This is a genomic window from Williamsia sp. Y721 (assembly GCF_059683565.1).
On sequence record NZ_JCASNH010000003.1, the window covers coordinates 402,463 to 428,276 of the forward strand.

21 protein-coding genes are annotated in these 25,814 nt (G+C 63.5%); 4 read left to right on the top strand and 17 right to left on the bottom strand.

The genetic code is table 11. The annotated features are described in order from the left end of the window. Positions 1-14: 14 nt before the first annotated feature. From AC56PL_RS16585 to dop, 10 genes are all read right to left on the bottom strand, one after another. Positions 15-2,807 (bottom strand): DEAD/DEAH box helicase, encoded by a 2,793-nt coding sequence (locus tag AC56PL_RS16585; protein ID WP_497154541.1) that lies wholly within the window; start codon positions 2,805-2,807, stop codon positions 15-17. Then, positions 2,794-3,765, bottom strand: a complete 972-nt coding sequence (gene tatC / locus AC56PL_RS16590; protein WP_497154542.1) for a twin-arginine translocase subunit TatC — start codon at positions 3,763-3,765, stop codon at positions 2,794-2,796. Before tatC ends, AC56PL_RS16585 begins: the two co-directional genes overlap by 14 nt. An 81-nt stretch (positions 3,766-3,846) precedes the next feature. After that, positions 3,847-4,107 (bottom strand): Sec-independent protein translocase subunit TatA, encoded by a 261-nt coding sequence (gene tatA, locus AC56PL_RS16595; RefSeq protein WP_482139445.1) that lies wholly within the window; start codon positions 4,105-4,107, stop codon positions 3,847-3,849. A 112-nt stretch (positions 4,108-4,219) separates the two neighbouring features. Further along, on the bottom strand, positions 4,220-5,191 hold the full coding sequence (locus AC56PL_RS16600) for a WYL domain-containing protein (RefSeq protein WP_495516455.1): 972 nt from the start codon (positions 5,189-5,191) through the stop codon (positions 4,220-4,222). Further along, positions 5,188-6,183, bottom strand: a complete 996-nt coding sequence (locus tag AC56PL_RS16605; protein WP_497154543.1) for a helix-turn-helix transcriptional regulator — start codon at positions 6,181-6,183, stop codon at positions 5,188-5,190. Before AC56PL_RS16605 ends, AC56PL_RS16600 begins: the two co-directional genes overlap by 4 nt. Before the next feature lie 24 nt (positions 6,184-6,207). Next, on the bottom strand, positions 6,208-7,566 hold the full coding sequence (gene pafA, locus AC56PL_RS16610; protein WP_495516457.1) for a Pup--protein ligase: 1,359 nt from the start codon (positions 7,564-7,566) through the stop codon (positions 6,208-6,210). A gap of 39 nt (positions 7,567-7,605) precedes the next feature. Beyond that, on the bottom strand, positions 7,606-8,352 hold the full coding sequence (prcA, locus tag AC56PL_RS16615) for a proteasome subunit alpha (RefSeq protein WP_497154544.1): 747 nt from the start codon (positions 8,350-8,352) through the stop codon (positions 7,606-7,608). Then, a complete protein-coding gene (gene prcB, locus AC56PL_RS16620; RefSeq protein WP_497154545.1) occupies positions 8,349-9,209 on the bottom strand; it encodes a proteasome subunit beta in 861 nt (286 codons plus the stop codon). The genes prcA and prcB overlap by 4 nt, the downstream gene beginning before the upstream one ends. Next, a complete protein-coding gene (locus AC56PL_RS16625; protein WP_331885465.1) occupies positions 9,206-9,397 on the bottom strand; it encodes a ubiquitin-like protein Pup in 192 nt (63 codons plus the stop codon). The genes prcB and AC56PL_RS16625 overlap by 4 nt, the downstream gene beginning before the upstream one ends. 124 nt (positions 9,398-9,521) lie before the next feature. Beyond that, positions 9,522-11,021: a depupylase/deamidase Dop gene (dop, locus tag AC56PL_RS16630; RefSeq protein WP_495516460.1), complete on the bottom strand. Its 1,500-nt coding sequence runs from the start codon at positions 11,019-11,021 to the stop codon at positions 9,522-9,524. A gap of 68 nt (positions 11,022-11,089) precedes the next feature. On the opposite strand from dop, the gene glgP reads away from it, so the two are divergent. Further along, a complete protein-coding gene (glgP, locus tag AC56PL_RS16635) occupies positions 11,090-13,672 on the top strand; it encodes an alpha-glucan family phosphorylase (RefSeq protein ID WP_497154546.1) in 2,583 nt (860 codons plus the stop codon). Positions 13,673-13,752: 80 nt separating this feature from the next. Here the strand turns inward: glgP and arc are convergent, their stop codons facing one another. Continuing rightward, positions 13,753-15,537 carry a proteasome ATPase gene (arc, locus tag AC56PL_RS16640; protein WP_495516462.1) on the bottom strand — a complete coding sequence of 595 codons (1,785 nt, stop codon included), beginning with the start codon at positions 15,535-15,537 and terminating at the stop codon, positions 13,753-13,755. 166 nt (positions 15,538-15,703) lie between these two features. Continuing rightward, on the bottom strand, positions 15,704-16,558 hold the full coding sequence (locus tag AC56PL_RS16645; protein ID WP_495516463.1) for a methyltransferase domain-containing protein: 855 nt from the start codon (positions 16,556-16,558) through the stop codon (positions 15,704-15,706). Positions 16,559-16,816: 258 nt separating this feature from the next. Here AC56PL_RS16645 and AC56PL_RS16650 point away from each other — a divergent pair, with 258 nt between their 5' ends. Continuing rightward, positions 16,817-17,662, top strand: a complete 846-nt coding sequence (locus AC56PL_RS16650; protein WP_495516902.1) for a PD-(D/E)XK nuclease family protein — start codon at positions 16,817-16,819, stop codon at positions 17,660-17,662. 14 nt (positions 17,663-17,676) lie between these two features. Next, complete coding sequence (locus AC56PL_RS16655) at positions 17,677-18,528, top strand: acyl-CoA thioesterase domain-containing protein (protein ID WP_495516464.1); 852 nt, start codon at positions 17,677-17,679, stop codon at positions 18,526-18,528. Positions 18,529-18,549: 21 nt separating this feature from the next. Here AC56PL_RS16655 and hisG read toward each other — a convergent pair whose 3' ends face one another. From hisG to AC56PL_RS16670, 3 genes are all read right to left on the bottom strand, one after another. After that, positions 18,550-19,395 (bottom strand): ATP phosphoribosyltransferase, encoded by an 846-nt coding sequence (gene hisG / locus AC56PL_RS16660; RefSeq protein WP_495516465.1) that lies wholly within the window; start codon positions 19,393-19,395, stop codon positions 18,550-18,552. Between the two features lie 68 nt (positions 19,396-19,463). Then, entirely contained in the window at positions 19,464-19,745 is a 282-nt protein-coding gene (locus AC56PL_RS16665) for a phosphoribosyl-ATP diphosphatase (RefSeq protein WP_495516466.1), read from the bottom strand. After that, a complete protein-coding gene (locus tag AC56PL_RS16670; RefSeq protein WP_497154547.1) occupies positions 19,711-20,457 on the bottom strand; it encodes an HAD family hydrolase in 747 nt (248 codons plus the stop codon). The genes AC56PL_RS16665 and AC56PL_RS16670 overlap by 35 nt, the downstream gene beginning before the upstream one ends. 429 nt (positions 20,458-20,886) lie before the next feature. Between AC56PL_RS16670 and helR the strand changes: the two genes are divergently transcribed. Then, positions 20,887-23,052 (top strand): RNA polymerase recycling motor ATPase HelR, encoded by a 2,166-nt coding sequence (helR, locus tag AC56PL_RS16675; RefSeq protein ID WP_497154548.1) that lies wholly within the window; start codon positions 20,887-20,889, stop codon positions 23,050-23,052. Positions 23,053-23,055: 3 nt separating this feature from the next. Here helR and AC56PL_RS16680 read toward each other — a convergent pair whose 3' ends face one another. Together AC56PL_RS16680 and AC56PL_RS16685 are read right to left on the bottom strand one after the other, a co-directional pair. Next, on the bottom strand, positions 23,056-24,885 hold the full coding sequence (locus AC56PL_RS16680) for an HNH endonuclease signature motif containing protein (RefSeq protein WP_497154549.1): 1,830 nt from the start codon (positions 24,883-24,885) through the stop codon (positions 23,056-23,058). A gap of 58 nt (positions 24,886-24,943) precedes the next feature. Beyond that, positions 24,944-25,798 (bottom strand): hypothetical protein, encoded by an 855-nt coding sequence (locus AC56PL_RS16685; RefSeq protein ID WP_497154550.1) that lies wholly within the window; start codon positions 25,796-25,798, stop codon positions 24,944-24,946. Between the last annotated feature and the right edge of the window lie 16 nt (positions 25,799-25,814).

The following is a 25,814-nucleotide window of genomic DNA, read 5'->3' on the forward strand; positions in this document are numbered from 1 at the left end:
GAACTCGCGGGCGCTCAGCCGAGTTCGACAGCCACAACTCCGCGCCGGATCGCCGTGATCGCCGCTGCCGCCGACTGGGCCAGTTTCGAGCGATCTGTTCCGCCGAGGCCCGCTGCGACCCGCATCTGTTCGAGGAGGTCGATGACCTGCCGGCTCCAACGAACGAAGTCTCCGGCCGGCAGTGATGTGCCCTGCTCGCCTGCCGCCGCGAGCACCTCGGTCAGTCCGCGGCCCGTCGCCCACAGGTGAATGGCCGTGGCGAAACCGGCATCTGGTTCGCGTGTGGGTTCGACCATGTGGCTCATCTCGATACGTGCCAGGTCTTTCCATGCGGCATGCGTGCGGCTCAAGGCTTCTCGGACCGTGGAAACGCCGGTCACCAGATCCGCTCCGCCGTACGAATCGCGGCGGGACTGGTACACCACCGACGAGGCAACAGCCGCGAGTTCGGCTGCACCCAGGTGGTCCCACAGACCGGTGCGGATGCACTCACAGATGAGCAGGTCGCTCTCGCTGTAGACCCGGCTCAAGATCTCACCGGCAGGCGTGACGGTCATGTCGCCGTTCGACTTGTGTTCGACCTGTTCGAGGTAGCCGAGTTCGGTGAGCACTGCGACGACCCGATTGAAGTTGACGGCCAGCGTGGACGTGCGGGCCGATACCGATTCCTCGAGCGCCGCGATCTCCCGCGACACCCGGTTTCGGCGTTCTGCGAGGCGGAACAATTCGTCGTGCGCGGGGATCTGATGTGCCGGGTGCTCACGCAACTCGGTGCGCAGACGATTGAGGTCCGGGTCATCGGCAGCGCGGGTGCGCTTGGTCTGTTTGCCGCGGGGCATGTCGATGCCCGTGGAGCGCAGTGCCGAGGCGAGGTCGCGGCGCCCGCGGCCGGTACGACGATCGACCTGCTTGGCCAGACGCATATGACCGAGCACCTGTGGTGGATTGAGGAAATCACGCGGACCAACCCGGCCGGCCCAGGCATCCTCACAGAGCACCAACGGTTTTGGGTCACGCATGTCGGTCGCGGGTTCAAGAACCACGGCCAGACCACGATGGCGACCACCGGCAAGGCCGATGACCTGCCCGCGCTTGAGGGCGGCCAGATCTTCAACAGTGCTCTGCTGCACAGCCATTCGGTTCTCGAACTTCAGCGAGCGTTCTCGAGCCCGGATCTCTTCACGCAGGCGGGTGTATCCGAGGAAGCCGTCGATCCCGGCGTCGAGGCCGCGGCCCTCGGCCCGCGCTTCCAGTTCCACCTCGATCTTGCGAAGCTGGCGGCGTGCGGTATCGATCTGCCGGGCTTGTCCGACCACCGACCGGTCGGCTTGGAACTGCGCAAACGAGCGGTCCAGCAGATTGCGTGAACCGGCCAGTCCCAGACGACCGATGAGATTGACAGCCATGTTGTATTCCGGCGCAAAGGAACTGCGCAGCGGGAACGTGCGGGCACCGGCGAGGCCTGCCACCCGGGTGGGGTCGAGATCTTCGGTCCAGACAACGACGGCATGGCCTTCGACGTCGATCCCGCGACGACCGGCCCGGCCCGTCAACTGGGTGTACTCCCCTGGCGTCAGATCGTTGTGCGATTCACCGTTGTACTTGATCAACCGTTCCAGCACCACGGAACGGGCCGGCATGTTGATACCCAAAGCCAGTGTCTCGGTGGCGAATACGACCTTGACCAAACCGTTGACGAACAGCTCTTCCACCGCGTGCCGGAAAGCGGGTAGCAGTCCGGCGTGGTGCGCCGCGAATCCCCGGGTCAAGCCCTCGCGCCAGCTGTGGACACCGAGCACGTCCTGGTCCGAAGCGGTCAACTCGGCGACGTACTTGTCGACGATCAGATTCACCTGCTCGACCTGATCCTGCTCGAGCAGTCGCAGGCCAGAACGCAGACACTGGCTCAACGCGCCTTCACAGCCGGCTCGCGAGAAGATGAAGCTGATCGCGGGAAGCAGGCCATCGCGATCGAGTCGTGCGACGAGTTCTGGTCGTGGCACCGGACGTACACCGCTCCGACGATGATCACTGCGCTGGCCACGTCCCCGTGGACCGCGGGCGGAGAAATCGTCATCTCGCCGCGAGGCAAGTTCGCGTTGCCGGATGTAACGGGTCAGCTCCGGATTGACCGCGGGCTTCTTGTTCGGCGCCTTGGGGTCACGATGGTCGAACAGATCGAACAATCGATTGCCCACCAGCATGTGCTGATTGAGCGGGATCGGACGATGTTCGTCGACGATCACGGTGGTGTCGCCGCGCACCGTCTGAATCCAGGATCCGAACTCCTCGGCGTTGCTGACCGTCGCCGACAGGCTCACCACCCGCACCGAGGGTTCGAGATGCAGGATGACCTCTTCCCAGACCGCTCCGCGGAACCGGTCGGCAAGAAAGTGGACCTCGTCCATCACCACATGCGACAGGTTCTGCAGCGCAGGCGAGTTCGCGTAGATCATGTTGCGCAGCACTTCGGTGGTCATGACCACGACCGGTGCGTGGGAGTTGATCGACGAATCGCCGGTCAGCAAACCGATGGACTCGGCCCCGTGCGCGCGAACCAGATCGGCGAACTTCTGGTTGCTCAGTGCCTTGATGGGCGTGGTGTAGAAACACTTCGAGCCACCGGCGAGCGCCAGATGCACGGCGAACTCACCGACGATGGTCTTGCCGGCACCGGTCGGTGCGCAGACGAGAACGCCGTGGCCGTCTTCCAGGGCGACGCAGGCGTCACGTTGGAACGGATCGAGCGCAAATGCCTGGCGCCCGGCGAACTTCTCGAGTTCGGTCCGCGTATCAGAGAGTGTCATCGTAGAGATCGGCTCCACTGCCTCGGGACGTCGCCGACACCGGTTCTGGTGGTTGCACCGGATCAGGAACATGCCCGACCGGGCCTGCCGAACCGATCGGAGCGGCTTCGTCGTCGCTCACGTTGCCCCATTCGTGGGCCTCACGCTTCGCTTTGCGGTAATCGTGCAGATGAGCGACCTGGATCGCGATCTCCAGCAAGATAGTCAGCGCCCCGGCCAGTGCCAGCATGGTGAACGGATCCGAGCCGGGGGTGAACAGAGCAGCGAAAACGAACATGCCGAAGATCAGGCCCCGGCGCCACGACTTCAACCGCGCGTAGGTCAACACCCCGACCATGTTCAGCGCGACGATCAGCAGCGGCAGCTCGAAGCTCACCCCGAAGATGATCAGCAGATGGATGAGGAAGCTGAAGTACTGGTCACCGGCGAGTGCCGTGATCTGTACGTTGTCGCCGATGGTCAACAAGACCTCGAAGGCCTTGGCCATCACCAGGTAAGCGAGCACTGTTCCGGCCAGGAACAACGCGGCGGCGAAGGCGACGAAGGTGACCGCATACTTGCGTTCCTTCTCGACCATGCCGGGCGTGATGAACTGCCACAGTTGGTAGAACCAGATGGGACAAGCCATGACGATGCCGGCGGTCATGGCCACCTTGAGGCGGAGCATGAACTGGTCGAACGGGCCTGTTGCCAGGAGTCGACAGGTGTCGTCGCCGGTGAGATTGGCCCGTGAGGACGCAGGCAGGTCGCAGTAGGGCTGGCGCAGCAGGTCGCCGAGCGACGAGAGGCCCAGGAAGCCGTGCGAGTACCAGACAAATCCGAGGATTGTGGTGAGAGCGATCGCAAGGACGGAGATCAGCAGTCGGTTTCGCAGCTCACGGAGGTGGTCGACCAACGACATGGTGCCGTCGGGATTCACCTTGCGCTTACGGCGCCGAGGGTCAATAGGTATGCGCACGTGGTCGACTACTCAGGGGTCGGTTGTAGGCGGGTCACCGAGATATCAGTGACCCACCCACCAAAACGGCGAGGACGAAGATCAGGCAGAACGACGTTCGGATTCGGATGAATTCGTCGGTGTTCCGTCAAGACCCGAAGTGATCTGCGGCCGCGACTCGGGAGTCTGCGCCGATGCGGGCTTGTCGGAGTTGTTCTCGTTCTGCATCTCCTTGACCTCACTCTTGAAGATGCGCATCGAACGACCCAGACCGCGCGCGGCGTCCGGCAGCTTCTTCGATCCGAAAAGGATCAAGAACACGACCACCACAAGAATGATGTGCCATGGCTGTAATGCATTCATTGTGCAGTTACCTCTCCCATTGAGTTCCTCCGCAATGCTACCGGACTTGGACCAACCCTAACGGGTTGAACAGCGGGCTCACAGCTACCTCCCAGCTCGCCTGCGGTGAGCGTCAGCCGTACATGGCGAGCGTGGCGGCTGCTCTCGAGCGGACCTCGTCGGCCACCTCGGGGTTGCGGACCCTGATCTTGCCGCCGAAGCCGAGGATGAACCGGGTCAGCCAGTCGGCCGACCCGTACCTCATGGTGGCAACCACCGGCCCCTGCGAGCCGGCCAGACCTTCGGGGTCCAGGGGCTCGATCAGGTAATAGTCGAGAACCCAGACCACATCCTGATCGATCTCGATGACTGCCTCGGGTAGATCGGAGTCGCTGTCGAACAGGGCCAGCGCGCTGCCATTGATGGAGGGCGGCGGCGAACTCGGCTCATCGAGCACCGTGGCCGCTTCGATCCGGTCGAAGCGGAACAACCGAATGCCTTCGCTGCTGCGGCACCAGCCTTCGAGATACCCACGGCCTTGGATCGCCTGGATGCGGATCGGATCGACCACCCGGTCCCCGACGACGTCCCGCGTCGCCGAGTAATAGCGCAGCCGTACCGCGCGGTGGCCGCGAACGGCCTCCCGCACCGCGGTCACTGCGTCGGAGTCACCGGTGGTGGACAGGTCGGTCGGCGTCTCGGTGACCGCCTCACCGAGGCGCGATCCCATCGCGTTCTCGATCTTCGCGATGGCCCGTCGAGCTGCGGCGGGGTCCACGACCCCGGACGCATCGATCAACGAGCGCAGCGCCACCAGTAGTGGTGCGGCCTCCGAACCGGTCAGTTTCAACGGCCGATCGATGCCGGCGGAGAACGTCACCGCAACGCCGTCCTCGACGCTGCCCGGTGTGAACGACAAATCGATCAGGTCGCCCGGCGTGTATCCCGGTAGGCCACACATCCACAGCTGCTGGAGATCCTCGAGGACCTGCTTGGGGGTGGTTCCCAGGTCGACCGCGGCCTTTGCCGCGTTGACGCCGGGATGGGCCAGGAAGTACGGAACCATGGCCAGCATGCGGTTGAGTCGATCGGTACCAGCACTCATCGGGCCGCCTCGCTGAGGAACTTGAGTTCGTCGATCACGTTGTCACGCAATTCCGGCGGATCGAGCACAAACGCATCGGTCCCGGCGCCGAGCACCTGGCGGGTGAGTCCATCGGTCGACCTCATCGCGATACTCAGGATGCTGCCTGCGCGACCATCGTGTTCCCCCGGCTGAGCCGACGTCGCTATGCGGCGCAAACCGGCGGCCCGGTGCTCGGCGACCCACACCCGGGCGGTGACGGCAGGTCCGGATCGGTCGACGGCATCCGCGACGACCTGTCGAAGATCGATGTTGCTCGGACGGGTCAGTTCACCGGCCTTGCCGAAGGGGGTCACCGAAAGGATGCGGGTGAGCCGATAGGTACGGGTCTGTCCACGGTCGCGATCATGTCCGACGAGATACCACCGCCCGAGATGGGTGACCACGCCCCACGGTTCGACGGTCCGTGTCACATGCGGTGACGTCGGGCCGGGCCGGTGCTCGAAGCGGACCGGCCTGTTCTCGTCGAGCGCGGACAGCAATGCACCGAGGACCGCGGGCGATCCGATGCCTTGCGGGGCACTCGAATGAAGTGCCGTGGAGTTCTCGTCAAACGCTGACCCCGGATCCATCTCGACGCCTGCCGCCCGCAACTTCATCAGCGCGCTGTGACTTGACGCCGCAAGCTCCGGCGATTCCCACAGCGCTGCGGCAAGGGCCACCGCGGCGGCTTCGTCGGGATCGAGCGAGATGTCGGGAAGCTCGTACTCGGACCGGTTGATCCGGTACCCATCGACGGCCGAGAACCCCGAGGACCGACCTGTTTCCACCGGAATGCCGAGGTCGCGGAGCTCGTTCTTGTCGCGCTCGAACATCCGGTTGAAGGCCTCATCGGACTTCGAATCCTGATATCCGATCACGCTACTGCGGATTTGGTCGGCGGAAAGATACTGACTGGTGGACAGCAAGCAGATCACCAGGTTCATCAGCCGTTCAACCTTGTTGGTCGCCACCGGACCAGACTAGGACACTGGCTTTCACATAGAGGCGATCAGGCGTTCGACGCGCTCATCGACGTTGCGGAACGGATCCTTGCAGAGCACTGTGCGTTGGGCCTGGTCGTTCAGCTTGAGGTGCACCCAGTCGACGGTGAAGTCGCGGCCCGCCTTCTGCGCGGCGGCGATGAAGTCTCCGCGGAGCTTGGCCCGAGTCGTCTGGGGCGGCGTGTCCACCGCTGCCTGGATCGCTTCGTCCGTGGTGACCCGTGCGGCCAGCCCCTTACGCTGCAGCAGGTCGAACACACCACGACCACGCTTGATGTCGTGATACGCGAGATCGAGTTGCGAGATCTTGGGATCGGACAGGTCCATCGAGTACCGGTCCTGGTAGCGCTGGAACAACTTGCGCTTGATCACCCAGTCGACTTCCGTGTCGACCTTCGCGAAATCCTGCTGTTCGACGGCGTCGAGCATCCGACCCCAGAGATCGACCACCTGTGTCATCTGCTGATTCGGCTCACGGGTCTTCAGGTGCTCGACCGCGCGGGAGTGGTATTCGCGCTGGATGTCGAGCGCGCTGGCCGTGCGTCCACCGGCAAGCCGGACCGGACGACTGCCGGTCAGATCGTGCGAGACCTCGCGGATGGCCCGGATCGGGTTGTCGAGGGCCAGGTCACGGAACGCGACTCCGGCCTCGATCATCTCCAGCACCAGGGCAGCCGATCCGACCTTGAGCATCGTGCTGGTCTCGGCCATGTTCGAATCGCCAACGATCACATGCAGGCGCCGGTACTTCTCCGCGTCGGCGTGGGGTTCGTCGCGAGTGTTGATGATCGGGCGACTTCGAGTGGTCGCCGACGACACACCTTCCCAGATGTGCTCGGCCCGCTGGGACAGACAGAACGTGGCGGCCTTCGGTGTCTGCAGCACCTTGCCGGCACCACAGATCAATTGCCGGGTGACGAGGAACGGGAGCAGGACGTCGGAGATTCGTGAGAACTCCCCCGCCCGGACCACCAGATAGTTCTCGTGGCAGCCATACGAATTGCCTGCCGAGTCGGTGTTGTTCTTGAACAGATAGATGTCGCCGCCGATACCCTCGTCGGCCAGTCGCCGCTCGGCATCGATCAACAGATCTTCGAGGACCAGCTCACCGGCCCGGTCGTGCTCGATCAGCTGTTGCAGGTTGTCACATTCGGCAGTGGCGTACTCGGGGTGCGAACCCACGTCGAGGTACAGACGCGCCCCGTTCTGCAAGAACACATTGGACGACCGTCCCCACGACACCACCCGGCGGAACAAATACCGCGCAACCTCGTCGGGACTGAGCCGCCGATGTCCGTGAAAAGTACACGTGACACCGAACTCGGTTTCGATACCCATGATTCGTCGCTGCACGTTTACAACCCTACTGCCGTGGGACCAGAGAAAACTGTTTCAGTTGTCGGTTTCGCGGGCCGGAAGGAGGTCGACCAGGGTCGATCCCGTCAGACGCCGGAACGCGCGGCGCGGGCGACCGTGGTCGAGGATGGCCACTTCGAGGTCGCTCGGCTGCAGTGTGCGGGGTTCGGGCGTCGAGGTACTGCTCGACGACGATCCGTTGGTTGCCGGTGGTGTTTCCAGGGCCGTTATCGCCGACGCCAACGCCGACTTCAGATCTGCCTCGGAATCGTACGAATCCTTCATCGATGCCGTGATCGACTCGGTGGCACCGCCCATGACGAGAAAGCGGGTCTCATCGACGATCGACCCGTCGTAGGTGATCCGGTACAGCTGCGACGGCCCGGGCTTGCCCGGACGACTGACCTCGGCCACACACAACTCGACCTCATAGGGCTTCGGTTGTTCGGTGAACACCGCACCGAGCGTGCTGGCGTACGCGTTGGCCAGCGACAATCCGCTGACGTCGGCGCGGTCGTAGTTGTAGCCACGCATGTCGGCGTGCTGGATACCGGCCTTGCGGAGGCTTTCGAACTCGTTGTACTTGCCGACCGCCGCAAATCCGATGCGGTCATAAATTTCACTGACCTTGCGCAACGTGTTCGACGGGTTCTCCGCCACGAACAGAACGCCGTCGGCGTAGGTCAGTGCGACGACGCTGCGACCGCGGGCAATGCCCTTGCGGGCCAACTCCGAACGATCGCGCATGATCTGTTCGGCACTGGCGTAATACGGGAAGGTCATGCGTCACCGCCCTTCTTCATGTCGCGGTTGGTGGCCTCATCGTCGGTTCCGCGGTAATCCGCCGAACGCCGGCTGATCACGCCGCGGGCCGATTGCTCGATCGTGGGCGCGGAAACCTCCGCGGCACCATCGGCTGTGACGGTCACGGCAGTCGGATAGAGACCACGGACCATGTCGGGGCCACCGGTGGCAGAGTCGTCGTCGGCAGCGTCGTACAGGGACTCGATGGCGACCGACAATGCCTCGTCAGCGGTGAGATCGCTGCGGTAGAGCTTCTTGATGGCCGACTTGGCGAACACCGAACCCGAGCCGATGGCCTGGTAGCCACCATGCTCCTCGTGGCGGTCGCCAGCGACGTCGAACGAGAAGATCCGGCCAGGACGCTGCGGATCGATACCGTCGGGGTCGAAACCGACGAGCAGCGGAATCGCCGCCAGACCGGCCATCGCGGCCTGGAGATTCGACCGGACCATCGACGCGAGTCGATTCACCTTGCCGTCGAGGGTGAGGGAAACGCCCTCGATCTTCTCGTAGTGCTCGAGTTCGACGGCGAACAGGCGGATCATCTCGATGGCCACGCCCGCCGTACCGGCGATGCCGGCAGCCGAATACTCATCGGTGATGAACACCTTGCGCATGTCGCGGCTGGCGATCAGATTGCCGGATGTGGCACGGCGATCACCCGCCAGGACGACGCCGCCGGGATAGGCCACGGCGACGATGGTGGTGCCGTGTGGGATGTTTGCAGCCATATCCGGAGAAACCCTGTTCCTGGGCAACAGATCTGGTGCGTTGTTACGCAGATAGTCGGAAAAAGAGGAGATGTCCTGGCCGAGGGACCGGATCCGATCGGTCACTGGCCGCCCTTCTGTACATAGGCGCGGACGAAGTCCTCTGCGTTCTCTTCCAACACGTCATCGATCTCGTCGAGCAGATCATCGGTGTCGTCGGCCAGCTTCTCGCGGCGTTCCTGACCTGCACCCGAATCTGCACCGGCGCCGTCGTCGTCATTACCGCCCGTGCGCTTGGTTTGTTCCTGCGCCATCGCTGCCTCCTTCAGACCACGGCCCCGCGGGGACCGTACGTTCTATCACCCTACCGGGCGAAAGTGATCTGGCCACGGATATGCACGTGTGGAGGCGGCGATTTCGCTGCCGGCCGAGTCGTTCCTAGGTGGTGAGCTGGTTGACCAATTCGGCTGCGGAGTCGACCGAATCGAGCAGTTCACCAACGTGCGCCCGGCTACCACGTAGTGGTTCGAGCGTGGGAATCCGCACCAGCGACTCCCCACCGAGATCAAAGATGACCGAATCCCAACTCGCGGCTGCGATGTCGGCCCCGAAGCGACGCAGACACTCACCCCGGAAATAAGCACGCGTGTTCTCGGGCGGACTACCGATCGCGTCCATCACCTGTTGCTCGGTGGTCAGCCGCTTCATCGATCCCCGGGCGACCAGACGGTTGTAGAGACCCTTGTCCAGGCGCACATCCGAGTACTGCAGGTCGACGAGGTGTAACCGCGGCGCAGACCAGGACAGGTTCTCGCGCTGACGGAAGCCCTCGAGCAGTCGGAGTTTGGCGGGCCAATCGAGCAGGTCCGCACACTCCATCGGGTCACGCTCGAGTTTGTCCAGCACGTCGGCCCAGGTGTCGATGACGTCCTTGGCGCGGGCGTCGTCGCTGTGATGCGCGTCGTGGAACGCACTGACGCGCTCGTGGTAAATCCGTTGGAGCGCAAGGGCGGTCATCTCGCGGCCGTCGGAAAGGGCAACGGTCGCCTGCAGGGTCGGGTCGTGGCTGATGACGTGCACGGCGTGAACGGGCCTGGCCAGTTCGAGATCACGCAGTTCGATACCGGCCTCGATGAGGTCGAGCACGAGCGAGGTCGTGCCGACCTTCAGGTAGGTCGCGGTCTCGGCGAGGTTGGCGTCACCGATGATCACGTGCAACCGGCGGTACCGCTCAGGATCGGCATGCGGCTCGTCGCGGGTGTTGATGATGCCGCGCTTGAGGGTGGTTTCCAGGCCGACCTCGACCTCGATGTAGTCGGCACGCTGGCTCAGCTGGAAGCCCGATTCGTCGCCGGACTGCCCGATGCCGACTCGTCCTGAGCCGGTGAAGACCTGCCGGGAGGCGAAAAATGGGGTGAGTCCGGTGATCACCGCGTTGAACGGGGTCGACCGGGCCATCAGGTAGTTCTCGTGCGTCCCGTACGACGCGCCCTTGCCGTCGATGTTGTTCTTGTACAACTGCAGCTTCGGGGCACCGGGCACGCTGGCCACATGCCGGGCGGCGGCCTCCATGACCCGTTCGCCTGCCTTGTCCCAGATGACCGCGTCGAGCGGATCTGTCACCTCGGGCGCCGAATACTCGGGATGGGCGTGATCAACGTAGAGGCGGGCACCGTTGGTCAGGATCATGTTGGCGGCGCCGACCTCGTCGGCATCGATGATCGGGGCCGGTCCGGACCCGCGTCCGAGGTCGAATCCGCGGGCGTCGCGTAGTGGTGATTCGGGCTCGTAGTCCCATCGGGTGCGCTTTGCGCGTGGGACTCCGGCCGCGGCCGCGTACGCGAGCACGGCCTGCGTCGAGGTCATGATCGGGTTGGCACCTGGATCGTTCGGAGCCGAGATTCCATATTCGACTTCGGTTCCGATTATGCGCTGCATGAGGTTGAGCGTAGCGGTGCGTTATCTTCCGGTCGCGGACGAGCGTACGGATGGGTAGGGTTTGCGCAGTGAAAGCACTGCGCCGCTTCACCGTCCGCGCTCACCTGCCACCGTCCCTTCTGCCCCTGGCGAAACTGTCGACCAATCTCCGTTGGTCGTGGCATCCGGCCACCCAGGAACTCTTTTCCTCCATGGATCCTGACCTGTGGTCCGCAGTTCGAGATCCGCTGCGACTTCTCGGCGACATCGGGCCGGACCGGTTGACCGAACTGGCCGACGACAGCGACTTCCTCGCCCGACTGGGTGCGCTCTCGGCCGACCTCGACGAGTACCTGGCTGAGCCGCGATGGTTCCAGGAGCAGGTCGCCTCTGGAAACCGTTTCCCGACCGGTATCGCCTACTTCTCGATGGAGTTCGGCGTGTCGGAGGTCCTGCCGATCTACTCCGGCGGGTTGGGGATCCTGGCCGGCGACCACCTCAAGGCGGCGTCGGATCTCGGGCTGCCGTTGATCGGTGTCGGGTTGCTCTATCGATCCGGCTACTTCCGGCAGTCGCTGACCGCCGACGGCTGGCAGACCGAGCGGTACCCGAACCTCGATCCACAGGGTCTGCCGGTCCGCACCGTCAATGACCAGGACGGCAACCCGGTGACGATTCGTGTGCCGATGCCCGACAACCGTGTCTTACGGGCTCGTCTGTGGATTGCCGACGTCGGCCGAATCCCGTTGCTGTTGCTCGACTCCGACATACCCGACAACGACACGGACCTTCGTGCTGTGACCGACCGACTGTACGGCGGCGACCAGGAGCACCGGATCAAACAGGAGATCCTGGCCGGTGTGGGAGGCGTGCGCGCCGTTCGCGAATACACGCGGATCCAGGGACGGGCCGACCCCGACGTCTTCCACATGAACGAGGGTCACGCCGGATTCATGGGCGCCGAGCGCATTCGGGAACTGGTATCGCCCAGCGGAGCGGGCCTCGACTTCGATTCGGCGCTCTCCGCGGTGCGGGCATCGACTGTCTTCACCACCCACACCCCGGTGCCTGCCGGAATCGACCGTTTTCCCGTCGACATGGTTCGCCGGTATTTCGGGGACGATCACGGGCAGTCCACGCTCCTACCCGGTCTGGAGCTGTCGCGGATCCTGGAGCTGGGCAGTGAAAGTGACCCGGGTGTCTTCAACATGGCTCACATGGGCTTGCGCCTGGGGCAACGGACCAACGGTGTCTCGAAACTCCACGGCGCGGTCAGCCGGGAGATGTTCGGGGCCTTGTGGCCGGGGTTCGATGCCTCGCAGGTGCCGATCGGTTCGGTCACCAATGGTGTGCACGCCCCGACCTGGTGCTCACCTCGGTGGACCGAACTCGCCGCCGACGGTGGCGAAGGTGTGCCCGACGAGTCCGCGACACTCGCCGCGATGAAGAACGTGGCGTCGACCGAACTCTGGGCAACCCGCAACACCCTGCGGACCGAACTGGTCGCCGAAGTCCGGCGACGCCTGCGTCGTTCCGGACTCGAACGGGGCTATTCTGCCGCCGAATTGGGTTGGACTGCAGGTGTTTTCTCGTCGCGAGTGTTGACCATCGGGTTCGCCAGGCGGGCCGCGACCTACAAGCGGCTGACCCTGATGCTGCGTGACACCGACCGGCTCAAAGCACTCCTGCTCGACAAAGATCGTCCGGTACAGCTGGTCGTGGCAGGTAAGGCTCACCCCGCCGACGACGGCGGCAAGGCATTGATCCAGCAGATCGTCCGCTTCGCCGACGCCAACGACGTCCGGCACCGGATCGTGTTCCTGCCCGACTACGACATGGCGATGGCGCGGTATCTGTACGGCGGATGCGATGTGTGGCTGAACAATCCGCTGCGGCCGATGGAAGCATGCGGGACGTCGGGCATGAAATCCGCGCTCAACGGCGGCCTCAACCTGTCGATCATGGACGGCTGGTGGGACGAGATGTCCGACCACGCCAACGGCTGGGCGATACCCACTGCGGACGGGGTGACCGACGACGAACGCCGCGACGACCTCGAAGCCGCTGCGCTGTACGAGTTGCTGGAGAACGTGGTGGTTCCGAAGTTCTATGACGCCGGCACCGACGGTGTTCCGGCTCGCTGGGTCGAGATGGTGCGGCACACGCTGCACACACTCGGGCCGCAGGTGCTGGCGTCGCGAATGGTCCGCGACTACACCGAGAAGTTGTACGCGCCTGCAGCCCTTTCGGGACACGCCACCACGGCGAACAATTTCGAGGGCGCCAAGGATCTGGCCGCGTTCCGGGCCCAGGTCGATCGGTCCTGGCCGTCGGTGAAGATCCTCGACGTGGACAGCGCAGGTCTCGACGACACACCTCTGCTCGGTTCGACGATGACGTTGACCGCCCACGTGGATCTGGCCGGCCTGCGCGCCGACCAGGTGGTGGTCCAGGCCGTCATCGGGCGCGTCGACGAGGCCGAGAACCTGACACAGGTGGCCACGCCCACGATGTCCCTCGTCACCGAGCATGCCGAACCCGGTGGCGAAGCGATCTTCGAGGTGTCGGTTCAACTACCGATGACCGGTCCCGTCGGCTACACGGTTCGGGTGATGCCGTATCACCGACTGCTCACCGGCACCAACGAACTCGGGGTCGTCAAGGTCGCCTGACAATCAGCAGCCGAACAAAGAAACGCTCCGCGTCACCTGACGCGGAGCGTTTCCTTTGTTCGAGGTCCTGGTATCCCCTTTTACAGGTACTGGCCGGTGTTGGTCTCGGTGTCGATGGCCCGGCTGGCGCCGGAGCTCTTGCCGGTGACCAACGTGCGGATGTAGACGATCCGCTCACCCTTCTTGCCGGAGATACGAGCCCAGTCGTCCGGATTGGTGGTGTTCGGCAGATCTTCGTTCTCGGCGAATTCGTCGAGGATCGAATCGAAGAGATGCTGAATCCGCAGACCCGACTGACCGGTCTCCAACTGAGACTTGATCGCGTACTTCTTGGAGCGGTCCACCACGTTCTGGATCATGGCGCCGGAGTTGAAGTCCTTGAAGTACATGATCTCTTTGTCGCCATTGGCGTAGGTGACCTCGAGGAAACGGTTGTCGTCGCTCTCGTCGTACATCCGCTCGACCACGCGCTCGATCATCGCCTTGACGCAGGCATTGCGATCACCGCCGAACTCGTTGATGTCGTCCGGGTGCACCGGCAGCGTCGGGACGAGGTACTTGGAGAAGATGTCCATCGCAGACTCCGCGTCGGGACGCTCGATCTTGATCTTGACGTCGAGGCGGCCCGGTCGCAGGATCGCCGGATCGATCATGTCCTCGCGGTTGGAGGCACCGATCACGATCACGTTCTCGAGGCCTTCGACGCCGTCGATCTCACTGAGCAGCTGCGGCACCACGGTGGTCTCCACATCCGAGGACACACCCGACCCACGGGTCCGGAAGATCGAGTCCATCTCGTCGAAGAACACGATCACCGGGGTACCTTCCGACGCCTTCTCACGAGCACGTTGGAAGATCAGGCGGATATGGCGTTCGGTTTCGCCGACGAACTTGTTGAGGAGTTCGGGGCCCTTGATGTTGAGGAAGTACGATTTCGCCTCGCGAGAATCCTCACCGCGGACCTCCGCGATCTTCTTGGCCAGCGAGTTGGCGACCGCCTTCGCGATCAGCGTCTTACCGCAACCGGGAGGGCCGTACAGAAGAACGCCCTTCGGCGGCCGCAGATCGTACTCGCGGAAGAGATCTTTGTGCAGGAACGGCAACTCGACGGCGTCGCGGATCTGTTCGATCTGCCTGCCGAGTCCACCGATGTCCTCGTAACCGACGTCGGGTACTTCTTCGAGGACCAGATCCTCGACCTCGGCTTTGGGAACCCGCTCGAAGGCGAAGCCGGCCTTGGTGTCGATCAGGAGCGAATCACCGGGGCGCAGCTTGCGGTTGCCCTCTTCTTCGGCCAGCACACTCGCGCTGAGCGGCTCGGCCAGCCAGACGACCCGTTCTTCATCGGCATGACCGACCACGAGCGCGCGCTGTCCGTCCTCGAGAACCTCACGCAGGGTGCTGATCTCGCCGATGGAATCGAATGCACCGGCTTCGACGATGGTCAGAGCCTCGTTGAGGCGCACGCTCTGACCGCGTTTGAGCGTTTCGACATCGATGTTCGGCGAGCAGGTGAGGCGCATCTTGCGTCCGGAGGTGAAAACGTCGACCGTCGAGTCCTCGAAAATACCCAGCAGAACCCCGTAACCGCTCGGTGGCTGACCGAGACGGTCGACCTCTTCACGCAGCGCGATCAGCTGTTGACGCGCTTCTTTGAGCGTGTCGAGAAGCTTGGCGTTGCGCGTGGTCAGCGTTTCGACGCGGGCTTGCAGGTCGCTGTCGCTCGCTGCGCGTCCGAAAGGGCTCGGATCAGAACGTGGCACGCTCGGTGGCCGGGGTGAGGCCGAACCCCACTCTCCTTCGGGCGTGACGTCCGCGTTCAGACCGCCGCCCCCCAGGGGCTCGTTGCTGCCTGATTCCGTCATTTCTGACTCCTCTCCGGCGAGTCGACTCGGCGTCACCATCACTCGGCGAACGTACGGTCGATCCTGTTACCCGAGGCTACCGGCGAAACGTCCGGCGTGCCCCGTCCCTCGCGGACCGTGATGTTGTCGATGTGTTAATTGTGTGTCGCCGCAAGGTTTTCCGACTTTACTCGGATTGCTCCGGGATCGGTTGGTTCTTACTCGGACGCCGATGCGGGCGGGGCGCGACAGTCCCTTCGGCAAGACGGCGAGCAGTCACAAGAAATGCAGTGTGACCTTGCATTTTGTGACTCGGCCGGACGGCAAGACCGACTACGTGCCAATCACGGACCAGCGATTCCCAGGCCCGTGGTTCGGTCCAGCAGGTCTGTTCACGGAGGGCTTCGACGACACGCGAGAGCTGGGTGGTGGTTGCCACATAAACAGCCAGGACCCCGCCTGGTTTCAATGCCCGTTTGACGGTGTCGAGCGTTTCCCATGGCGCGAGCATGTCCAGAACCACCCGGTCGACGTCGGCGGTGCCCGGGTAATCCGACAGGTCGGCGATGGTCAGATCCCAGTTGGGTGGCGGTCCCCCGAAGAATTCTTCGACGTTCCGCACGGCGTGTTCGGCGTGGTCGTCGCGGACCTCATAGGAGCGCACGGTGCCGTGTTCGCCGACCGCGCGTAGCAGCGAGCAGGTCAGGGCGCCGGAGCCGGCACCGGCCTCGAGCACGGTGCACCCGGGATGGATATCCGCCTCCATGACGATCTGGGCGGCGTCCTTGGGGTAGATGACCTGAGCCCCGCGCGGCATCGACAGGACGTAGTCGACGAGCAGCGGACGCAGGGCCAGGTACGGGGTATTGGAGGTCGAGGTGACCACGATGCCCTCGTCGGCGCCGATGAGGTCGTCATGGGCGATGCCGCCCTTGTGTGTGTGGAAACTCTTGCCGGCCTCGAGGCGCACGGTGAACTTGCGGCCTTTGGCATCGGTCAACTGAACACGATCCCCGATGGCAAACGGACCTGTGGTGGACATTGCGGGAGCGTGCCTTCCTGGCGAACAGCGGAAACATCCCTCACACCCAGCGCCAACACCGGTGATGTCAGAGCGCGATGACATCGCCTACGGCAGGTTCGGCGCAATTGAGGAGGGTTGTCGTTGGTCAGGCATACCCTGCCAGGTGTGAGCGTGAGTACCGAATCCCACCCCGAGAGTCAGTCAGCGTCCGGCCCGGACAAGAGCACCGAGTCCGGCCCGAACAAGGGCACAGGGTCCGGCCCGGGCGGTCAGCCGATCCGGGTCCCGGCGTTGTCTCCCAGCCGGGCCGGAGACTTCAAACAGTGCCCGCTCCTCTATCGCTATCGCGCCATCGACAGGCTCCCCGAAGTCCCGACGCAGGCCCAGGTACGCGGCACGGTTGTGCATGCGGCGCTGGAGAACCTGTTCGACATGCCGGCCGGACTGCGGGTTCCGGAGTCAGCCGAACTGCTCGTCGACGGTGCATGGGGTGCTCTCTGTGAGCAGACACCCGAATTGCGAGATCTGGTCCCCGACGACCAGGTCGACAAGTTCCTGTCCGACGCGCACAAGCTCATCACCACCTACTACACGCTCGAGAACCCCACGGCGTTCACGCCCGAGTCCTGTGAATTGCGCGTCGAGGTCGATCTGGCCGGTGATGGTGACGACGACGGTGTGCTCCTACGCGGCTTCGTCGACCGGATCGACGTGGCGCCTGACGGCCGGGTCCGGGTGGTCGACTACAAGACGGGCCGCTCGCCGGGTGAGAGCTTCGAATCCCGCGCGCTGTTCCAGATGAAGTTCTATGCCCTGGCGATCTTCCGGCTCCGCGGCATCGTGCCTGCCCGGCTCCAGTTGCTCTATCTCGCCGACGGACAGTCGCTGGTCTACACGCCCGACGAAGCCGAACTAGAACGCTTCGCCAAGACCTTGAAGGCGATCTGGAAAGCGATTCTGACCGCCGGAGAGACCGGGGATTTCCAACCGAAGAAAAGCCGGATGTGCCAGTGGTGTGACCACAAGGCACATTGCCCCGAGTTCGGCGGCACCGTACTCCCCTATCCCGGATGGCCAACGGTCGGAGGCCAGGCCACCCCCGCTGAGCCAACCGACGACTAGTCAGCCAACAACGGATGGCAAGATCGACCCCTGTGTCCGAACATGCCGCTTACTATCTGCCACTGGGTCGCAACGTCGATCACGAACACTTCATGCCCACCGAACACACGGTCAGTGTGTGGGGCGACAAATTGCAGCACGGTGGTCCTCCCATCGGCCTGCTGGCCCGATCGCTGCTGCGGCATCAGCCCGATCCCGCGCAAGAGTTCACCCGCATCACGGTCGACATCCTCGGCGCAATCGGGATGGCGGAGAATCGGATTCACACGACGGTGCTGCGACCCGGCAAGCAGATCAGCCTGCTGCAGGCCGAACTGTCGGTTCTCCAAGCAGACGGCACGTACCGGACCGCCGCCCGGGCTCAGGGATGGCGGATGTCAACTGCCGAGACCTCGGAAATCGCGCGCATTCCGGAGCCGCCGATGACTCCCGCGCCCGAGGCGATCGAAGCTGCTCCCGGGATGACCGGTATCGGCCCCTTGATCGGCGAGTGGGCGACACGAGGGTTTGTCGGAACGCTCGATTGCCGCATCGCCTCATCGGATCCGGAGGTGGGACGCGAGGTGTGGGTGCGACCGAATTTCCCGCTGGTGGCCGGCGAACAGACCACGAACATCGAGAAGTTCTTCACCGTCCTCGACATCGCCAACGGCGTCGGCTCGCGGCTCGCGTTCGGTGAGTGGACGTTCATGAACACCGACACCACGGTGCACCTCTACCGCCAACCGGTCGGCGAATGGACCGGAATCAAAGCCCGGATGACCGTGGGGCCGCAGGGTTACGGACTGACCGGTGCGGAGTTGTACGACACCTCGGGTGCGGTCGGGCGCTCAGCCCAGACCCTGCTCATCCGACCGGCTGGATGAGCAGGACCGGCTGAGCAACGCTCAGAAGCGGCAGGACCGGATGTCGGAGGCCAAAATAGCCTTCGCACCGAGGTCGGACAGATCGTCCATCAGGTTCTGGTGCTGCTTGCGCGGAACCAATGAGCGCACAGCCACCCAGTTGTCGTCGGCCATCGGCGCGATGGTCGGCGACTCGAGGCCGGGCGTGATCTTCATGGCCTGGTCGAGCAGGTTCTTGGGGCAGTCGTAGTCGAGCATGACGTACCGCTGACCGAACACCACACCCTGGACACGGGCGATGAAACGTTCGGCCGCCTTGCTGCGTTCGACGCCTTTGCGCTGCAACAGGACACCTTCGGAATCGCACAGCGACTCACCGAACGCGGTCAACTGGTGTTGGCGCAGGGTTCGACCGGAACCGACCACGTCGGCGATCGCGTCGGCAACACCGAGCTGGATCGAGATCTCGACGGCACCATCGAGACGGATGATGGTCGCCTCGATACCGCGGGCAGCCAGATCGGAACGCACCAGATTCGGGTACGACGTGGCGATCCGCTTGCCTGCCAGATCGGCAATCGTCCAATTCGAGTCGCTCGGTGCGGCGTAGCGGAAGGTCGAAGCGCCGAATCCGAGTCCCAGGCACTCTTCGACGTCGGCGCCTGAGTCGACCGCGAGGTCGCGGCCTGTCAGTCCGAGGTCGAGTTCACCCGAACCCACATAGATCGCGATGTCCGTCGGGCGAAGGAAGTAGAACTCCACCTCATTCGCCGGGTCGAGCACTGTGAGGTCTTTGGAGTCGGAGCGACGACGGTAGCCCGCCTCGCTGAGGATTTCGGCGGCGGACTCAGACAGCGCCCCCTTGTTGGGAACGGCAACGCGCAGCATGTGAGTGGGGTCCTATCGGAAATGTGGTCGGTCAGGATTTCGGCTGGTGTTCACGGGATGGATCGACTTCACAGATGCTTGTAGACGTCGTCGAGCGTCAGTCCACGATTGATCATCATCACCTGCAGCCAGTAGAGCAACTGAGATATTTCCTCGGACAGCGCCTCAGGAGTCTCGTGCTCGGCCGCCAGCCACACTTCGCCGGCTTCTTCGATGATCTTTTTCCCGAGGGTATGGACACCCTTGTCGAGTGCTGCGACGGTGCCGCTGCCCTCCGGCCGGGTGGTGGCCTTGTCGGTCAGTTCGGCAAACAGCTCATCGAAGGTCTTCACGGTGCTTGATTGTCCCATTGAATGCCTCGGCCACATCGTCGAGGGTCAGTCCGATCAGGTTCTGCCGCGGCGTCCGCCCTTCGCCCGCGGGGACCGGAGCGGTCGAGGGCACCACGAGTACCGGACAACCGGCAGCACGGGCCGCCTGTGTTCCGGTAGGTGAATCCTCGACGGCCAGGCAGTCGGCGGGGTCGATTCCGAGCAGCTCAGCCGCCCGCAGATAGGGGTCGGGCGCGGGCTTGCCGAGCTCCACCTCATCGCCGCAGACGGTGACGGTGAACCGGTCCCGTCCGAGGGTGCCGAGGGCTTCATCGGCCAGTTCACGTTCGGTGTTGGTCACCAGGGCGATCGCAATGCCTTGCGCTGCAACCAGATCCAGGGTCTCGCGAGCGCCCGGCATCCACGGGATACCGTCCTTGAAGAGCGTGCTGACGCGGGCTCGCAGCCAGGCGGAGCGGCCGGGATAGTCGCGTTCGGCCTCCGGGAGGCCGGCGGCATCGAACACCTTGGTCAACGCGTTCGTCATCGAGTTACCCAGAGTCGACACGCGAACCTCGTGGGTCAACTCGAATCCCAGATCGGTGGCCAGATCGGCGATGGCGATATCCCACAGCTTCTCCGAGTCGAGAAGCGTGCCGTCCATGTCCCACAGAATTGCTTTCGGAAGATCACTCACCGGCCCATCATGGCCGACCCCAACAGATGAATCGAAATTGCCAGTCGCCCTCATGACGCGCATCACTCCTTGCTCTCTTCAAGAAACAGCGCACCCCGGGGCTTGCCGAAAGGCCCCGGTGATGCCCCCTCTCTCAACGACGAGAGGAGCCGGCACTATTTCCGCGGGAGCTGGGCGATGAGTCCGTGTGGCGGCCATCACCTACTGGAGCTTCCTGAGTATCCACGTGGTCTGCGGCGGCGGAACCGGTCGGCGAATGCGAGCCCGCGACCGCGCTGAACGGTCGCTTCCAGCCACGTCGTGGCGGATCAGAATCAGGTGAATCGAAATCGCCAGAGGTATACGTGACGCGAATACTTTCTTGCCCTCTTCAAGATATAGCGCACCGGGGGGCTTGCGGCAAGGCCCGGGTGATGCCGCAAAATCGCTGAATCCACCGCCACATCTACGACGGGAGCCGATACGTATACCGCGGCCGACAGCGTGTTCAACCTTCCCGAGCATCTCTCCCACAAAGCCGATCCGGCGCTGACCGCACGCGACGAACAACACTTCGCCGACATCGCCGACAACCTCTCTCAGACGATCGCCGACCTGTCCGCACGCCGCGACGCGGAACAACTGGCCTACAGCAGCACCGGCCGGGATGCGATGGACCGGGACATGGAGATTCACCGCCTTGGTGCACGTCTGCGGGCGCTGCGCAGGTTCGGGTTGGACCTGTGCCTGGGATACATGGATCCCGGCGATAGTGCCGAACCGGTTTACATCGGTCGGCTCGGCCTCACCGACAGTTCCGGTCAGACGCTGCTCATCGACTGGCGCTCCCCCGCCGCCGAACCGTTTTTCGGTGCCACACACGCCAATTCGATGGGTCTGGTGAGTCGGCGCAGATATCGCTGGTCCCGCGGGAAGATCACCGACTACTGGGACGAGGTGTTCAGCCCAGATGAGCTGTTCGGTCCGCAGGCGCCGGCATCAGCAGGCGCGCTCGATGATCAGTCGGCGTTCATCGCCAGTCTGGGAAGCAATCGATCAGCGAAGATGCGAGATGTACTCGGCACCATCGCATCCGACCAGGACGCGATCATCCGAGCCGGATCGCGCGGCGCATTGGTTGTCGACGGGGGTCCCGGTACCGGGAAAACCGTTGTGGCGCTGCACCGAGCGGCGTACCTTCTCTATTCCGATCCGCGGCTCGGTCACCATCGCGGCGGGGTGTTGTTCCTCGGTCCGCACGAGCCCTATCTGGCGTATGTCGCCGATGTCCTCCCCAGTCTGGGCGAAGAAGGGGTCGCGACGTGCACCCTGCGTGACCTGGTCACCGAAGGTGCCTCCGCAACGATCGAGCCGGATCCGGAAGTGGCCCATCTCAAATCGTCGGCGAACCTGGTGAAGGCGATCGAGGCAGCCGTGAAGTTCTACGAGATGCCACCGACGAAGGGTATGACTGTCGAGACACCGTGGTCTGATCTGTGGTTGAGCGCGAGCGACTGGGCGGCAGCTTTCGACGCACCCAAGGCCGGGACGCCGCACAACGAGGCACGCGAGGTGATCTGGGAGGAGTTGCTCGCCATCCTGACCGATGGTCACAACGGCGACGTCTCACCAGCCCAGCTCCGGATGGCGTTGTCCGACAACGATCAGCTGCGGACAACGCTCAACAGGGAATGGCCCATGATCGCCGCCACCGACCTGGTGGCCGACCTGTGGTCGGTCCCCGCGTACCTCCGCAAATGTGCGCCCTGGCTCAGCGCCGATGAGGTCGCGGCTCTGCAGCGCGAGGACGTGCAGGCCTGGACGGTGGCTGATCTCCCACTACTGGATGCCGCTCGGGCGCGACTCGGCGATCCGGGTGCGTCGCAGCGTCGCCGCCGCCATGTGGCCGCGGTGGCCGCCGAGCACGAACAGCGATCTGCAGTGGTCGACCATCTCATCGCCGCCGACGATTCCGACCTGATGGTGATGTCGATGCTGCGAGGTCAGGATCTGAGCAACGCGCTGATCGGAGACGAACCACGGGACGACCGGGAGCAACGCGCCCCCGATCTGCTGGCCGGCCCGTTTGCGCACATTGTCGTCGACGAAGCCCAGGAACTCACCGATGCGCAATGGCAGATGCTGCTCTCCCGTTGTCCGTCCCGCAGCTTCACCATCGTCGGTGACCGTGCGCAGGCCAGAGCCGGGTTCACCGAATCGTGGGAGCAGCGTCTGCGGCGGGTCGGGATGGCTCGGATCAGGCTGGCGTCGTTGAATATCAACTATCGGACGCCCGAGAAGATCATGTCCGAAGCCGAGCCGGTGATCCGCGCGGTGTTGCCGGACGCGAACGTGCCGACGTCAGTGCGCAGCAGCAACATTCCCGTCGAGTATCGTTTGACGTCTGAGTTGGATTCGATCCTTGATGACTGGCTTGCCGACAACCACGACGGAATCGCCTGTGTGATCGGCGATCCCGCGTTTGCCGCAACACGACGTGTGCGCTCGCTGACACCGGAGCTTTCCAAAGGACTCGAGTTCGACCTGGTGGTATTGGTCGATCCCGAGACCTTTGGTGATGGTGACCCGATCAGCGGAGCCGTTGACCGCTATGTTGCGATGACACGAGCAACTCAGCGGCTGGTGATCCTCACGAATCCAGGCGACTAGCTGTCAGTAAGTCGGCGGCGGGCTGTTCCTTCCCTGTTCTTCGCGGAGTTCGTGAGCGAGTTGCTCCCGCATTCCTCGCTGTCGGCGATTGGCCAGTCGTTCTTGTTGGCGGCGTGCGTGTTTGGCAGCGGTGCGCGTCTGCGTTCTCGGCGGTGCTGTCGGTCGCGGTGTAGTGGATGGCCGCCGATTTGGTGAGCCGCGTTGATTGTCGAAAACGATCAACCTCAACGTCGGGAACAGATCGTCGCCGGTCCATCCCGGGCCGTGGTAGTTGCGGCGTTCGGGTGTGGTGAAGATCAGCCGGGTCCGCCCGGTACGTGGGTCAGGGTATTGATCGTCAAGCCAGTCGGAGTACGTCTTCAACAGATGGTGAAAACGGCACAGCGTCTTCATTTCTGACGGATGGGTGCAACCACCGGCATCGGGATCGTTGTGGTTGTACTCGCAGGTGTGGTCGAGATCGGCGCCCCAGGCCTTGTGCTCGCAACCGGGCCACATGCAGTAGACATCCCGAATCCGAAGGTAGCTGTCGAGAACCACTGATGGCCGATAGCTGTTGCCAGGCTGAGTGGCCGGCAACGGAACCACCTGCGGGAAGGACGCTTCGAGCACATCCGCCGCGCCGGAGATCTCCCCTGGGTTTGGGTCCTGCGGTGCCCGTATGTACACCGACCGCCGGGGTGGCGTGGCTCCAGGATTGTCATCCTGTGGGGGTTCTGACGCAGGCAGTTCTTGCGCAGGCAGCGACTCCGGTTGCGCTCCTGGTACCGGCGCGGTCGAGCCTGCATCCGCCGGTTCTGGTTGTGCAGGTACGGGTTCGGTGCCTTCAGATTCTTCCCGTTTGACATTGTTGCCCAGCGGTCGCTGCACTACTTCCGGCCGGTTGGCGATATCCCGCACATGGTCTCCGGAAATTACCCCATGCCCGTTCAAGAATCCCGGATTGTCAGCAGTCCCGTCGATGGTGGCTTGATCGGTGATCACGTGCAGCACGATCTTCACGTCCACACCCGAAATGACCTGATCGGCCGGAACGGTGATGATTTCAGCGGTGCACGGATGTTTCGGATCATCGGGACATTGGCAGTAGAACTCGCGGGCCATCACCGTGGCGAACAGAGCATCGGCCATGCGATCGGCTTTGCGCCTCGGGTCAGCTTTGCACGTCGACATGGCCAACTTTTCGAGCCGGGCCATGATCATCGTCATCTCTTCAGCCGTGCCATGTGCATCCAGGACTGCCATCCCGTGGTCTGCATTCGAACCCCACACCCCGCGGTTCTTTTTCGCGTCCTCCCGGTTGTTGCGCACCAAGTCAGGGTCGCGGCGGAAGATGGTGGTATCGACCATGTCCCGCATCCGGGACTTCGACCACGAACCGCGACGACTCAAGTACTCAGCAATCTCACGATCGATATCGGCCATATGCTCGGAGCCGTCGATCAACTCAGTCCGCGAGACGATGTCCGGGATGTGGTGGGCTGCGACACGACCGGCCTTTAACAAGGCGTTGACGGCCGGCAGACGATCCCGCAACGCCAACCCCCGACTGATCTGTAACTCAGCCGTCCGCTGCGTCAACCCCTGGGCGAGACCCAGTCTCGCGGCGCATTGTGTGAACGGATCGAGGGCGCGCATCTCTGCTTCGGTCCCGGCGGTGGGTTCAACGAGCAGCCGATGGACCATTGCCGCGGCGGCATACCGCTCCCACTCCATCCGACTTTGCTGCGCCATCGCCAACTCGGTGTTACGCAGCAACTCACTAACACGCAGCAGATAGGCAGGACCGATTTCATCGTCCCCACCTGCATCTTCGATCTTCCCCTCGAACATACATACGAGTCTAAACGGGAGGTCTGACATTGATTCTGTTACGCAATTTCCAACAGTGTCAGTCGGCGGTCGAGCTGCGTATCTCGGCTAGCTCGCTGTCGATCTTGCGGATCTCGGTGCGGGTGAACCGCCTGATCTGCATCGCTAAAACGGCATCCGCTCCCGTCTCGGTGATACTCAGAAGGGTCATCAGCGCAGAACGAGCTTGGCCGGGGTCGTCGGTGTTGGCCACGGCTTCCAGCAAGTCATGAGGTCGTCGCAGAGCTGCAGACAGCGCAGCCATGATCTCTTGGCGCTCGGCATCGGCCTGTGCGCGGCGATCCGGCTTGTTGCTGTCGTCGTCGTTCGCCACGAAACCGTCCCAGGTGAAACGCTCAGCCTCGATCTGGTCGTGTTCCACGAGGTCGGTTACCTCCAGAACGCCCCCGCCGTCAGGACTGCGCAACCACACCAGCAAGCCGGTGGTGTCGTCGAAGGCCAGTTCGACGCGGCCCTCTCCTTTCGGGGTCACCAGGGTCGCCAACCAAGCGGGTCGGCTGTCGATATGGATGGACTGAACTTCATTCGTCGCTCGCATGCCGGTACTCATCCGTCTCAGCAGTGAGTTTTCGCCGAGTAGATCCAGAGGGCTGAACATCGATCCCAGCCACACCATGCTGATACGCCCGCGTTGTTGCCTGCGCATCTGCCCTTCTATGAAGGCGAGCGAACTCTGTTCGTCCTGGGCGATATAGACCACCTGGCCACCGCGTTCGATGCGCCACTGCCCGCCACCCCCAGACCAGAACTCGAACCGATCATCGAAACGCTCGCCGTGCCGATCGGAGCCGGTAACCCGCAACGAGCCCGATACCGGCATCGCATCGGCCGCGACGTTCCGACCGACCAACTCGACCCACGATGGTGTTCTCATGAACCCACCCTACGAA